A 13,111-nucleotide genomic window follows, 5' to 3' on the forward strand; every position below is an offset into this window, starting at 1 on the left:
AAGCCGTATTGTAGGTTCTTGGAAAATTCCAGGTGAAACCGTGCGCGCTACATTGTTACCAGGCGTAACAACAGACACTTGGCCGCGTTCCGCCTCAGCACCTGACGCCAATCCGGGCAAACACCCGCGCGGAGCTTGCATCACCGCGCCCAACCGACCACAATACCGGGCTTGCCGTGCGGCCGTGGAGAAATTGGTAGACTCAGCAGACTTAAAATCTGCCGCCTTTACGGGCTTACGGGTTCGACCCCCGTCGGCCGCACCAGCATCCACCTCGCCAGCCCCGCCCAATGCATCCGGCCCGCGACGGCATCAGCCCGATCAGGCCACCGCAGCGCACAGCAGCGCACCCCCCACCACCAGGAATACAAACAGCAGGCCAGCCAGCACCAGGGGCTTGCGTCCGGCGCGCAGCAAGGTGCCGATGCGGGTGTGCAGGCCAATCGCCAGCATCGCGCAAGCGAGCAGCCAGTTATCGAACGCCAGCAGGGTGGGCTTCCAGTCCTCGGGCACAAGGCCGGCGGAATGCACCGCCATGACCGCCACGAAGCCCACGGCGAACCACGGCACGGCCTTCAGGATCGCGCCCCAAGGCCGCGCGCCGGCCGCCCTTGCACCCTCGGCCCCGGTGGCACCCTTCGGCCACAGTGCGAGCACCAGCAGCAACGGCCCCAGCGCCAGTACGCGCACCATCTTCGTGACTACCGCGGCGTCCGCAGTGGCATCGCTGACCATCTTGCCCGACGCGATTACCTGAGCCACCTCGTGCAGGGTGGCGCCGGTATAGATACCGAACGTGCGCTCACTGATTGCCAGGTGCCAGTGCTGCGTGGCCAGTTCAAACAGATAGGGATACAGCAGCATGCCCGCCGTGCCAAACAACACCACGGTGGCCACGGCGACAGCCGTCTGACGGTCGTCGGTGCGTACGACCGACGCGACCGCGATGGCCGCAGCGGCTCCACAGACCGCGCTGCCCGCGCTGACGAGGATCGCTTCCCGGCGGGTCAGTCCAAGCAGCGAGGAACCGATCCAGACGCCCAACAGCATGGTCGACACCAGCATGGCCAAAGGTACCAGCACGCCGGCAAGGCCAAGGTCGGCAATGGCGCCGAAGGTCAGCCGCAGGCCGTACAGCGCCACGCCGAGCCGCAGCAACTGCTGTCGCGCCAGTTGCATGCCGGGCCCCAGCGGGGTCAGCCAGCGCTGCGGCAAGGTATTGCCGGCCACCATGCCGGCAAACATGGCTAGCGTCAGCGCGCTCAAGCCGAGGTGCGAGAAGGCCGGGTGGGCCGAGAAGACCATGGCCAGCCAGGCGATGAAACCCAACGGCACCAGGGTCAGGATCCTTGTCGGCCATGATGGCGGCTGGGCGCCGAGACTGGCAACTGCGGTCGAAGAGGTGGTGGACATGGCGGGATCCCTTACCCCTGCAGCCGGAGGGCTTCGGGGCGCAAATTGAGCATGTCCCAAGCCTACTTAGCTGGCGAAAACCTGTAAAACAGGTAATATCGTTATACGTTACCTGAATTTCAGATATGAACCAGCGCCCTCTCCGCCTGACCCTGCGCCAGCTCTCCGTCTTCGTTGCGGTTGCGCAGCACGGCAGCACTGTCGCGGCGGCCGACGCGCTGGCGATGTCTCAATCCGCCGTGAGCGCGGCACTGGCAGATCTGGAGAGCGCGCTGGGCGGCGCATTGTTTGACCGGGTTGCGCGCCGCCTCAGCATCAATGAGACCGGACGCCTGTTTTTCCCGCGTGCGCTTTCGCTGCTGGATCAGGCCCATGAACTCGAGCGCTTCACCGTCCAGCCCGGCGTCCAACTGCGCATTGCCGCCAGCAATACCATCGGCAGCTATATCCTGCCCGGCTTGCTCGCGGGCTTTCGCCACGCGCAGAGCGGGCCTTGCGCGCTCGACATGCGTATCGGCAACACCCGCGAAGTGCTGCAGGCGCTGCTCCAATTCGAAGCGGATATCGGGCTGATCGAAGGCACCTGCCACGAGCGCGACCTGCGCAGCGCCCATTGGCGCGACGATGTGATGGTGGTAGTGGTCAGTCCCGCACACCCGCTGGCAAGCAGGCAGGGCGACCTTGAAGCCTTGCGCGATGCGGACTGGATTGTGCGCGAACCCGGCTCGGGGACACGCGAGATCATCGAGCAACGCCTGGCCCCCCTCTTGGGCGAACTACGTTTTGCCCTGGAACTGGGCAATTCCGAGGCCATCAAACGTGCCGTGATGAGCGGCTATGGTGTGAGCTGCCTGTCACTACAAGTCGTGGAAGACGAATTGCAGCGGGGTACCCTGGTAGCACTGCGCGAAGGCTTGCCCGAGGTAGTGAGACCGTTGCATCTGGTGGTCCACCAGGACAAATACCCGACGCAGGGCCTGCTGGCCTTCACCGAGTATCTCCGCCGCGACGCTGCCGGCGGCCACTGAACGGCCGCGCTCCTGCGCTCAGGCCGGCTGCGGATCGCCCTCGTCCGCTTGCCTGGCGTTGTAGCGGTCGAGCAGGTGGAACAACAGCGGATTGAGCACGATGGACAGCAGCGCGCCAGCCAGGATGAGTGCCTGCCCGCGCTCGGGCAGGATCTTCAGGTAGACGCCAAGGCCGGCAAGGATAAAGGAGAACTCGCCGATCTGAGCCAGGCTGACCGCGATGGTCATGCCGGTACGGGTGGAATGCCCGAACACCCGCACGATGCAAAGCGCGGCGAGCGATTTACCCACCACGATGATAAACAGCGTGGCCAGCACGCCCCAGGGATCGGTGATCAGCACCATGGGGTTGAACAACATCCCGACCGAAACGAAGAACAGCACCGAGAACGCATCGCGCAGCGGCAGCGACTCCTCGGCCGCGCGATGGCTGAACTCGGACTCCGCCAGCACCATGCCGGCAAAGAATGCCCCAAGCGCGAACGACACGCCGAACAGCGAATAGGCGCCGAAGGCCACGCCAAGCGCGGTAGCCAGCACCGCGAGCCGGAACAACTCACGGCTGCCGGTCCAGACGATGCGCTCCAGCATCCACGGAATAAAGCGTCGGCCGATCACCAGCATGACGGCGACGAAGGCGGCCACCTTGCCCAGGGTGGCAAACACGGTGAACAAGATCTCGCCAGAGCCTGGCGCCGCGGCATCTGTGCCCGCCACATCGCCAGACGGCATCAGCAAGCCGGCGAGTGCCGGCAGCAGAACCAGTGTCAGCACCATGGCCAGGTCTTCCACGATCAGCCACCCGACCGCGATCCGGCCCTGCGGCGACTCAACCAGTTCGCGCTCCTGCAGCGCCTTGAGCAGCACCACGGTGCTCGCCACCGAAAGCGCCAGCCCAAAGACCAGGCCGGGCCCCCACTCCCACCCAAAGCCCCAGGCCGCGCACATGCCGAGCATGGTGGCGATGGCGATCTGCACCACAGCGCCAGGAATGGCGATCTTCTTTACCGCCATCAGGTCCTTGAGGGAAAAATGCAGCCCAACTCCGAACATCAGCAGGATCACCCCTAGCTCCGCCAACTGGGGAGCCAGCGCCTGGTCAGCGGTATAGCCCGGCGTATGCGGTCCAACCACGATCCCCGCGCACAGGTAGCCGATCAGCGGTGGCAGCTTGAGCCGGTTGGCCAGCGCGCCAAGTATAAACGCCAGGACGAGGCCGCCGACGATGGTGCTGATGAGCGGGGTAGCGTGATGCATGCGTTCTGGGTTCCTCGTAGGTGGCCATGGTGGCGTTGACTGGATGACCTCGCCCGCCCTCCCCCGCAAGCACCTGGCGGGGACCACAAAGCAGCCCCTTGCCTTGCTTGCGGCGTCGAGCGCCGCGCAGTGGCCAGGAGGTACCGCGCTGATTGAGGGAAAACGGGAACGGGAGTCTTACAGAGCCCGGGGGCAATCGCGCGGCAGTGATCCATCCGGACAATGGCGCACAGTTCAGGCCGGATATGCCCTGAACGCCCCGCGAAGACTACAATATGGAATGTAACACGATCATCACTGCGGCAAAACGTGGAACCGGAGTGGATGTAGCCCTTTCATGTTCCGGCTTGCGCGCACGGCACCGAACAGATGCGTATTGAGGGAGCGCACCGCAGTGGTGACAACCGGGTAGGAAGACAACAGCACCGCGGGACAGGCCCGGAGACCGGCCGGATATCGCACCCGCCGCCACCGAGCCCGTCTTTCACTAAATCGTGGCCAGCCGGAACGTCGCCACCGTATCGCGCAACTTGTGGGCCTGCTCGTCCAGCGACTGCGCAGCAGCGGCTGCCTGCTCCACCAGGGCGGCATTCTGCTGCGTCACCTGATCCATCTGTCCGACAGCCTGGTTGACCTGCTCGATCCCCGTGCTCTGTTCCCTGGAAGCAGTGGCAATCTCGCCGATGATGTCCGACACCTTTTTCACCGCCAGGCGGATCTCATTCATGGTTCGCCCGGCATCCTCCGCCTGCGCCGAGCCGGTGCATACCGTATTGACCGCCATATCGATCAGGTCCTTGATCTCCTTGGCCGCGCTGGATGAACGCTGCGCCAGGCTCCGCACCTCGCCAGCCACCACCGCGAAGCCGCGTCCCTGTTCGCCGGCGCGTGCCGCTTCCACGGCAGCATTGAGCGCCAGGATATTGGTCTAGAAGGCAATGCCTTCGATCAGCGAGGTAATTTCGGCGATGCGGGTGGAACTCGTGCTGATCGCACCCATGGTATCCACCATCTGCTGCACCGCCGTGCTGCCGTGCACCGCCACGTCGGCTGCATTGTCTGCCAGGCCGCTGGCCTGACGCGCATTGTCGGCATTCTGCCGCACGGTCGTCGCCAGCTCCTCCATGCTCGCTGCGGACTGTTCCAGCGATGCCGCCTGCTGTTCCGTGCACGAGGAAAGGTCCGCATTGCCGGCGGCGATCTGATGGGCCGCCGTGCTTACCGAATCGGTCGACATGCGCACCTCCGCCAGCGCCGAGGCGACGCGCCCCATCAATTGATTGAAGGCAATCGCCGTCCGCCCGATCTCATCCTCGTGCCGCACCGGCACGCGCCGGCCGAGGTCCAGCGATTCGCTGACGTAGTGCAAGGTTTGCTCGACCTCCGCAAGGCTGCCGTGGATTCGGCGATAGAGCGAAAAGCCCATCGCGCCGGTGACCACGAAGGCGGCCGCGATAATCGCGCAGAACACCGTCAGCGCCAGGTCGTACGCCTTGCGGTTGCGCTCGACCACCTGCTCGCCCAAGGCGGCGTTGTAGGCAACGTGTTCATTGATGGCCGTGCCCAACGCTGTCGCGGCCTTGAAGAGCGAGCCACCCAGCAGCATGCCCCGCGCCGTCTTGGCATCGCCCGCCGCAGATTTCTCCAGGAAACGCTCCCGCTCCACGCGGTACCGCTTCACCGCGGCCCGGTCGGCTTCCAGCAGCGCCCGGTCCTTCTCATCGGAGATGTCGTTGCGTTCATAAGCGGCAGCAATCGTATCGAAAGACTGGTCAGCCTTCGCCAAAGCCGCCACGGCTTCCGCGCGCCCGCTCGCCTCGTCCGACAAGGCATAGGCGTAAAGCGACACGCGCATGCCGTTGACATTGGCCCAGAGGTCATCCAGCGTGCGTACGCTGACCAACGTGTTGTCGTTGCGGTAAGAAAAGCGGTCCTGCGATGCGCGGAGTTGCCAGATGCCACCGATACCAAGGGCAAGTATGGCGAACAAGGCCAGCAACAGGGTGGCCAGCAGGCGTTGAGTGATATTCATGGCACATAGTCGGCGCGCGCCACAGAGCGGGCGCCGATTCCTGGAAAGAAAGACGTTGAAATTGTGCCCATGGGTAGCGTGCGCGGTTCCTGCCGCGCCAAACCACTCATAGGACCAGACAAATCTACTTTCGAAGCGCGCTTGCAAAGTCTTCAGATCCGGGAGCTGTCTTTTGAACGGCTCTTACTACCGCCTTTACGGCATCCGGCGGCACTTGCTGAAGCAAAAATGCCGGAAAAACGAAAATAGGCGACGATATTAGGAAAAGTCATAAAAATGGCGAAAGATAGGCGACAAAGAAGAAGCTGCGAACGGGCGGCGCTTGAAGGTACCGTGGGAGCCCTGCCGACAGTGCGGCCATGCGGGGCGTGCAGCGCGGGGTGAAATTGGAACGAGCGAGACGGGATTTGCCGGGCAGTCGATGGGCGACAAGAGGGAGCAGGAGGACGAGTTCGTGTTGCCAGACAGGCTTGCCCCCTTTGGAGCAGAGGATACTCGGGGGACGTCGCCCTTTTTGGGCGAGTGCCGCTGCTCGACTCACCAAAACGCAAAAGCGCTACCGGTTAAGGCAGCGCTTGGTACTTAACGATCTGAGCCACGATCGGAATCGAGCCGGAAAGCACGGCTTTGCAGGCCACCCACCATTTTATCAATCAATGACTTAGCGCATTGCGCCCCGCAGTGCGCCCCTTATGTCTCGCTGGACCCCTCTACCGCAAATATCAGGCGAGCAACCCGTTCCACCAGATCGGGCGGCGCATGGTAGATCGTCGCCAGGGTACGCATCCGTTGCACCGCTTGCTCAACCTCCTCCGGCATGCGCGCGTTCGCCAGCGTTGCCGCGAGCCGCATCCGCTCGCCAAGCAAGTCCACCAACTCTGCGTCGAGCGACGCGATCATTTCCAAGGTACTCGGCAGGGACAACGTACGTTCTCCAAATAAAGAAGGCGCCCGCAGGCGCCTTCAGCTCAAATGTAACGCTTTATGAATTAAGGGCAATCGCCTTGGCCGGGCTTCAGACCACGATTGACATCGCAGATTGAGCCCGTGTTCAACCACGTCATGTTCGCAGCGCCGGCCACCGGGAGAGTCGGGGTGTCAATGATCGTCAGAGGTGCGCCCGCGGCGGTGGTAGCGCCGGAGGTCATCATAATAACGCCATTGGTAACTGACGTTATCACCGTGAGGTTCTTCGAGACAGCCGGCGTCGGAACATAGCCGTTTGCCGCTCCCATGTCGCAGCCGGTAAGCGCGCCCGTCTCTTGAAGACACATAGCCACGCCGGTCCTGACGGAGGCCAATTCCGCCATTGCGCCAGCCGCCTTGGTGCGGGATGTGTAGTCGCTGTACTGCGGAATCGCGATAGCGGCGAGGATACCAATGATCGCGACCACGATCATCAGTTCGATCAGCGTGAAGCCCTTCTGTACCCGCTTGATTCCCATCCGTGCTTTTTTCATAAGATTGACCCCTAATTATTTGTAGGCAGCAACTTGCTGCGCAAGCCTTGTATGCAACCCCCGTGCCAGGCCAAATCAGCTCGAAAATCGCGTCATTGTGACAAAGTGCGTCAGTTGTAACCGCATGTATCTGCCGCACCGTGACAAATTACGTCAGTTCCGGTGACGAATTCCGGCATACGCAGTAAGCCGCCCGGCGCGCGTCGGAAGTTGGGCTATGACTCACCCTGCGCGACCATTCCCTCGCTAGACCAATGGCAGCGAAACCTTCAGCCCTCTTTCCAACCGGGTTCGACAGGATGACGAGCAGAAAGCAAAAAAGAATAAAGCCCTGAATGATCAGGGCTTTATATTTGGAGGCGGGGGTCGGAATCGAACCGGCGTACACGGCTTTGCAGGCCGCTGCATGACCACTCTGCCACCCCGCCGGGTGACGGCTGCTGGGATTGTAGCCGCATTCGCTTGACCCTGCCGGGCCGCGCACGCGCACCACCATCGCAAACAAAAAGGGAAGCGCTGCTTCCCTTTGGGATTGGAGCGGGAGACGAGGCTCGAACTCGCGACCTCAACCTTGGCAAGGTTGCGCTCTACCAACTGAGCTACTCCCGCATTTACTACTCTGCGTGCCAATCTGGAACTACTCGGTATGCACCGGGCTTTCCAGATGCAACGGAAACCTGGAGCGGGAGACGAGGCTCGAACTCGCGACCTCAACCTTGGCAAGGTTGCGCTCTACCAACTGAGCTACTCCCGCAGGATCCTGCTGACTTCTTACTTAAAACGCAACTTTTGTGCCGATACCGCTCACATCACGCTGCGTTCTTGCTGCTTTTCGCTTCGTTCGGTTTGTTTCGTCAGAAGCGAGAACAGGATTATTGCAAACCGGCTCGGCATTCGTCAAGCATATTTTTCACCAGATCTTCATTTTTGTGCGGTGGCTTCTCCACTCAGGCCACTGCGCTCGCGGATCTGCGGCCACGCCAGCTTCATGTAATAGAACATCGACCACAGGGTCAGCACAGCCGCCACGTAGATCATCCACGCGCCCAGCACCGAGGCGTCGACGATACCCAGCAGGCTGTCGTTGAAGAGCAGCAGCGGTATCGCGATCATCTGGAAAGTGGTCTTGAGCTTGCCCAGAAAATTCACCGCGACGCTCTTGGAGGCCCCGATCTGCGCCATCCATTCGCGCAGCGCCGAGATGGTGATCTCGCGGCCGATGATCACCAGCGCGATCAGGTCGGCGACCCGGCCCAGTGCGAGCAGGGACAGCAATGCCGCGGCCACCATCAGCTTGTCGGCGACCGGATCCAGGAAAGCGCCGAAGGACGATGTCTGGTTCCAGCGCCTTGCCAGGAAGCCGTCCAGCCAGTCGGTGACCGCTGCAATGATGAAGAAACCGGCTGCCGTCATGTTCTTGGCATGCATTGGCAGCCATGCCTCGGGCAGGTAGTAGACGCCCACCACGAGGGGAATCATGGCAACACGGAGCCAGGTCAGCAGGATCGGTATATTCAGCGGCATGGGGGCTCGAAACGAGACAGCGGCAATGGGCAACCCCGAGATTGTCGCCTATTTCAACGGGAACCGAGCATTTCCTGCCACACAGGTCTCGGATTTGAATGAATCAATGCAGCTGCCGATAGATTTCCTCGGCCAGCGCATGTGAAATGCCGTCGACGCTGGCCAGTTCGTCGATGCTGGCCGCAATGACGCCTCGCAGGCCGCCGAAGCGCGTGAGCAGCTTTTGCCTGCGGCGGGCGCCGACGCCTTCGATCTCCTCCAGCCGCGAGGTGGTGCGCACCTTGGCGCGGCGCGCACGCATGCCGGTGATGGCAAAGCGGTGCGCCTCGTCGCGGATCTGCGCTACCAGCATCAGGGCCGCGCTGCCCTGACCCAGTTCCAGCGAGGGACGGCCGTCGGCAAATATCAGCCTCTCCAGTCCGACCTTGCGGCCCTCGCCCTTGGCCACACCGACCAGCAGGCCGATATCGAGGCCGAGTTCTTCAAATACCTGGCGCGCGACCTCCACCTGGCCCTTGCCGCCATCGATCAGGACCACGGTGGGCATCAGCGTCGACCCGGCAGGCGTGCCCGCCGCATCGGGCATATCGCCCTGCCCGCCTTCGGGGACGGCGTGCTGCGCCTGCTCCATCAGCTCCACCAGCTTCTGGTAGCGGCGCGTCAGCACCTGGCGCATGGCGGCGTAGTCGTCTCCGGGCGTGATGTCCTGGATGTTATAGCGGCGGTATTCGGCGTTCTGCATCTCGTGATGGTGGAAGACCACGCAAGAAGCCTGCGTCGCCTCGCCCGCGGTGTGGCTGATGTCGAAACACTCCACGCGCAGCAGCGCCAGGTCCTCCATGTCAATGCCGATCGTGTCCGCCAGCGCGCGCGTACGGGCCTGCTGGCTGCCCTGCTCCGCCAGGCGGCGCGATAGCGCGAGTTCCGCGCCTTTCTGGGCCATCTCCAGCCAGGCCCGGCGCTGCCCCTGCGGCTGGCGGACCAGCGTGACCTTGCGCCCGGCCTGCATCGACAGCGCCTCCAGCAGTGCCTTGCCCGGCGGCAGGTGGCTGACCACCAGGATCGGCGGCACGGCCTGGTCCAGATAGTGCTGCGCCATGAAGGCGGACAACACCTCGGCGGCAATGCGCTCGACCGGAATGCCAGCGGGACCGGCCGCCGCCGGCGCGTTTTCATCGCCTGCCTCGGCCACTGCGCCCGCAGCGGCTTCGTCCTCATCCTCCACGATCATCGCGCCTTCCTCGACGTGCGCCGGGAAGTATGCCTTGTCACCCAGGTGCCGCCCCCCTCGGATCATCGCCAGGTTGACGCAGGCGCGGCCGCCCTCCACAGCTACCGCGAGCACGTCGATGTCGCTGGCCTGACCGACCTCTTCCACCGCCTGCCGCTTCAGCACGGTGGACAACGCCCCGATCTGGTCCCGCACCGCAGCCGCCTGCTCGAATTCCAGACGCCCTGCATGCTCTTCCATTTTCGCCTGCAAGCCTTCGAGCACCTCGTTCTGCCGCCCCTGCAGGAAGCGCGCCGCGTTGCTGACGTCGCGCGCGTAATCCGCCTCGCTGATGGCGCCCACGCATGGGCCGGTGCAGCGATGAATCTGGTGCAGCAGGCACGGCCGCGTGCGGTTGGCGAAGACCGTATCCTCGCAGGTGCGCAACTGGAACACCCGCTGCAGGATCTGCATGCTCTCCCGTACCGCATGGGCGCTCGGGAACGGTCCGAAGTACTGGTGCTTGCGGTCGGTGGCGCCGCGGTAATAGGCCATGCGCGGGAAGCGATGGCCGGTCAGCTTGACGAACGGATACGATTTGTCATCACGGAACAGGATGTTGTAGCGCGGCGCTAGCGCCTTGATGAGGTTGTTTTCCAGCAGCAGCGCCTCGGCCTCGGTACGTACTACCGTGGTCTCGATGCGCACGATCCTGGCCACCATCATGGCGATGCGCGGCGACAAGAGCGTCTTGTTGAAATAGCTGGCGACACGCTTCTTCAGGTCGCGTGCCTTGCCTACGTAAAGGACATTGCCGTTCGCGTCGAAGTACCGATAGACGCCTGGCAAGCCAGGCAATTGCGCGATCACCGCCTTGGCATCGAACGGCGCCTCCGCCTGTGCCTCGGATGCGGGTTCGTGCGTCGCTTCGCCCGGCGCCGCGGGCAGTCCTTCGGGCTGAGCGGCAGCGGGCGCGCCTTGATCGTGAGTTTCGGGTTCCTGCTGCGACATCGGGAGGGAGTTGGCCGTGAGGGGCCCGTTTCGCACGTGGCCAGCGGGGCCATGCGCAACAGGCTCTAAAATCGCAAGTTTAGAGCAAATCCTTGCCGAAACACGCCGCCATGCCTGTCCACCCCGACCGTGCCATCCGTTCCTGGGACATCTTCTGTACCGTTATCGACAATTTCGGCGATATCGGCGTCTGCTGGCGGCTGGCACGCCAGCTGGCACAGGAGCATGGCCACGCCGTACGCCTTTGGGTGGACGATCTCGCCAGCTTTGCACGCCTTGCCCCCGGCCTCGATACAGGTGCGCCCCGGCAGGAGCTTGCCGGCGTGACGATCCTTCCATGGCGGCGACCGGACCAGGAAAGCGCGCAGGAGAGCACGGCCAGCTTTGCGGGCGTCACGCCGCACGATGCGGTCATCGAAGCCTTCGCATGCGACCTGCCCGAGCCATTCCTTGCCGCCATGGCCGCGCGCGCGCCAAAGCCGGCGTGGCTCAACCTCGAATACCTCAGCGCCGAGCCCTGGGTGAGAGAACACCACGGCATGGCCTCGCCGCATCCGCTCCTGCCGCTGGTCAAGCACTTCTTCTTCCCGGGCTTCGAGCCCGGCACAGGCGGTGTGCTGCGCGAGTCCATGCTGGGCATGCAGCGGGAGCACTTTCGCGCCAGCCCCGCCGCACAGGCTTCGCTATGGCACCGCCTTGGCTTCGAGCCCATCGAAGGCGCCCTGAAGGTCAGCCTGTTCGCCTACCGCAATGCCGCCCTGCCCGCGCTGCTGACCCAATGGCGTGATGGCCCGGAGCCGGTCCAGTGCCTGGTGCCGGCGGGCCTGGCCGCGCGGCAGGCCAGCGAATGGTTCGGCGAGGCCGATTGCGCGCCCGGCAGCGTTTTCAGGAGTGGCCGCCTGACCGTGCAGGTCGTGCCCTTCGTGCGCCAGGAGCACTACGACGAACTCCTGTGGCTATGCGACCTCAACTTCGTGCGAGGCGAGGACTCATTCGTGCGCGCGCAATGGGCTGGCCGGCCTTTCGTCTGGCAGATCTACCCGCAATCCGACGCGGCGCATATGGTCAAGCTCGACGCCTTCCTCACGCTAATCGTGCAACGGATGGAACGCAGTGGCCAACCGGAGGCGGCCGGTGCACTTGCGAACTTCTGGCACAACTGGAACAAGGACAATGGATCACCTGACTGGCCCGGACTGCGCGCGCACCTCCCTGCCCTCGCCCATGCCGCCGAGCAATGGCAGCGCAGTCTGCTGCACCTTGGCGACCTGGCAGCAAATCTGGTGGCTTTTTGCGAAAATCGGGTAAAATAGTGGGTTGATTTAATCTTAATGGCGACCGGGCCGGAAGACGGATGCGCCCTGTGCGAGCGATCGGCCCTGGCATGCGCCACGGTACAAGCGGCGCGGGGCCTTAGCGTAAAGGGCACGGGTCGCGCGCACGGACACCGCTAGCGCCGTGCGTCGGCAGCGCGCCTTCGCCATACCGAATTCCGAGACATTCTTTTTCAGGAAATTAGTTCAGATGAAAACCGCACAAGAACTCCGCGTCGGCAACGTATTCATGATCGGCACCGACCCGATGGTCGTGCAGAAGGCTGAGTACAACAAGTCGGGCCGCAACTCCGCCGTGGTCAAGATGAAGTACAAGAACCTGTTGACGGAAGCCCCGGGCGAAGCCGTCTTCAAGGCCGACGACAAGTTCGAAGTCGTGATGCTCGAGCGCCGCGAATGCACCTACTCGTACTTCGCCGACCCGATGTACGTGTTCATGGATACCGACTTCAACCAGTATGAAGTCGAGCAGGACAGCATGGGCGACTCGCTGAACTACCTCGAAGACGGCATGACCGTCGAAGTGGTGTTCTACAACGACAAGGCCATCTCGGTGGACATGCCCACCACGCTGGTGCGCGAGATCATCTACACGGAACCGGCCGTCAAGGGCGATACTTCGTCGGGCAAGGTGCTCAAGGGCGCCAAGATCAACACCGGCTTCGAACTGCAAGTGCCGCTGTTCTGCAATATCGGCGACAAGATCGAAATCGACACCCGTACCGGCGAATACCGCAGCCGCGCCAACTAAGCACAGCTTGTTCGCCGCCATCCCCACGCGGATGGCGCAACGAAAAAAGGGCAGCCCAGGCTGCCCTTTTTTATTCTTTTGCCCCTTTCGT

General features: G+C 63.2%; 9 protein-coding genes, 4 tRNA genes and 1 pseudogene. 4 read left to right on the forward strand and 10 right to left on the reverse strand.

Annotation, left to right across the window (positions count from 1 at the left end; genetic code table 11):
* The first annotated feature begins 178 nt into the window (after positions 1-178).
* Positions 179-265: transfer RNA gene (locus ACZY0R_RS30050), tRNA-Leu, on the forward strand.
* A 56-nt stretch (positions 266-321) separates the two neighbouring features.
* On the opposite strand, the gene ACZY0R_RS30055 is transcribed toward ACZY0R_RS30050, so the two are convergent.
* Positions 322-1,413, reverse strand: a complete 1,092-nt coding sequence (locus ACZY0R_RS30055) for a YeiH family protein (RefSeq protein ID WP_488863523.1) — start codon at positions 1,411-1,413, stop codon at positions 322-324.
* Positions 1,414-1,538: 125 nt separating this feature from the next.
* Here ACZY0R_RS30055 and ACZY0R_RS30060 point away from each other — a divergent pair, with 125 nt between their 5' ends.
* The gene (locus ACZY0R_RS30060; RefSeq protein ID WP_045235563.1) at positions 1,539-2,441 is read left to right on the forward strand and encodes a LysR family transcriptional regulator; all 903 of its coding nucleotides are present in this window, start codon (positions 1,539-1,541) and stop codon (positions 2,439-2,441) included.
* 18 nt (positions 2,442-2,459) lie between these two features.
* Here ACZY0R_RS30060 and ACZY0R_RS30065 read toward each other — a convergent pair whose 3' ends face one another.
* The 9 genes and pseudogenes from ACZY0R_RS30065 to uvrC all read right to left on the reverse strand — a co-directional run bounded on the left by ACZY0R_RS30065 (position 2,460) and on the right by uvrC (position 10,935).
* A complete protein-coding gene (locus ACZY0R_RS30065; RefSeq protein ID WP_488863525.1) occupies positions 2,460-3,698 on the reverse strand; it encodes a cation:proton antiporter domain-containing protein in 1,239 nt (412 codons plus the stop codon).
* 487 nt (positions 3,699-4,185) lie between these two features.
* Positions 4,186-5,730 (reverse strand): annotated as a pseudogene (locus ACZY0R_RS30070) (methyl-accepting chemotaxis protein).
* A gap of 690 nt (positions 5,731-6,420) precedes the next feature.
* Positions 6,421-6,630, reverse strand: coding sequence for a chorismate mutase (locus tag ACZY0R_RS30075; protein ID WP_488866262.1), 210 nt, complete (start codon positions 6,628-6,630; stop codon positions 6,421-6,423).
* A gap of 89 nt (positions 6,631-6,719) precedes the next feature.
* Complete coding sequence (locus ACZY0R_RS30080; protein ID WP_488863527.1) at positions 6,720-7,190, reverse strand: pilin; 471 nt, start codon at positions 7,188-7,190, stop codon at positions 6,720-6,722.
* 354 nt (positions 7,191-7,544) lie between these two features.
* Positions 7,545-7,618 (reverse strand) — tRNA-Cys (locus ACZY0R_RS30085).
* A gap of 105 nt (positions 7,619-7,723) precedes the next feature.
* Positions 7,724-7,799 (reverse strand) — tRNA-Gly (locus ACZY0R_RS30090).
* A 69-nt stretch (positions 7,800-7,868) separates the two neighbouring features.
* Positions 7,869-7,944 (reverse strand) — tRNA-Gly (locus tag ACZY0R_RS30095).
* A 167-nt stretch (positions 7,945-8,111) separates the two neighbouring features.
* Positions 8,112-8,714 (reverse strand): CDP-diacylglycerol--glycerol-3-phosphate 3-phosphatidyltransferase, encoded by a 603-nt coding sequence (gene pgsA, locus ACZY0R_RS30100; protein ID WP_441629841.1) that lies wholly within the window; start codon positions 8,712-8,714, stop codon positions 8,112-8,114.
* Positions 8,715-8,817: 103 nt separating this feature from the next.
* Entirely contained in the window at positions 8,818-10,935 is a 2,118-nt protein-coding gene (gene uvrC, locus ACZY0R_RS30105; protein ID WP_488863529.1) for an excinuclease ABC subunit UvrC, read from the reverse strand.
* 110 nt (positions 10,936-11,045) lie between these two features.
* Between uvrC and earP the strand changes: the two genes are divergently transcribed.
* Positions 11,046-12,248: an elongation factor P maturation arginine rhamnosyltransferase EarP gene (earP, locus tag ACZY0R_RS30110; RefSeq protein ID WP_488863531.1), complete on the forward strand. Its 1,203-nt coding sequence runs from the start codon at positions 11,046-11,048 to the stop codon at positions 12,246-12,248.
* Positions 12,249-12,459: 211 nt separating this feature from the next.
* Entirely contained in the window at positions 12,460-13,020 is a 561-nt protein-coding gene (efp, locus tag ACZY0R_RS30115; RefSeq protein WP_488863533.1) for an elongation factor P, read from the forward strand.
* Positions 13,021-13,111: the final 91 nt, after the last annotated feature.

The organism is Cupriavidus sp. F041, from assembly GCF_057814235.1.

Excerpts from the sequence above, each read along its gene's own strand:
- ACZY0R_RS30060 (WP_045235563.1), top strand. The coding sequence starts at position 1,539 with ATGAACCAGCGCCCTCTCCGCCTGACCCTGCGCCAGCTCTCCGTCTTC.
- efp (WP_488863533.1), top strand. The coding sequence starts at position 12,460 with ATGAAAACCGCACAAGAACTCCGCGTCGGCAACGTATTCATGATCGGC.
- ACZY0R_RS30075 (WP_488866262.1), bottom strand. The coding sequence starts at position 6,630 with ATGATCGCGTCGCTCGACGCAGAGTTGGTGGACTTGCTTGGCGAGCGG.
- ACZY0R_RS30080 (WP_488863527.1), bottom strand. The coding sequence starts at position 7,190 with ATGAAAAAAGCACGGATGGGAATCAAGCGGGTACAGAAGGGCTTCACG.
- ACZY0R_RS30055 (WP_488863523.1), bottom strand. The coding sequence starts at position 1,413 with ATGTCCACCACCTCTTCGACCGCAGTTGCCAGTCTCGGCGCCCAGCCG.
- earP (WP_488863531.1), top strand. The coding sequence starts at position 11,046 with ATGCCTGTCCACCCCGACCGTGCCATCCGTTCCTGGGACATCTTCTGT.
- pgsA (WP_441629841.1), bottom strand. The coding sequence starts at position 8,714 with ATGCCGCTGAATATACCGATCCTGCTGACCTGGCTCCGTGTTGCCATG.
- ACZY0R_RS30065 (WP_488863525.1), bottom strand. The coding sequence starts at position 3,698 with ATGCATCACGCTACCCCGCTCATCAGCACCATCGTCGGCGGCCTCGTC.
- uvrC (WP_488863529.1), bottom strand. The coding sequence starts at position 10,935 with ATGTCGCAGCAGGAACCCGAAACTCACGATCAAGGCGCGCCCGCTGCC.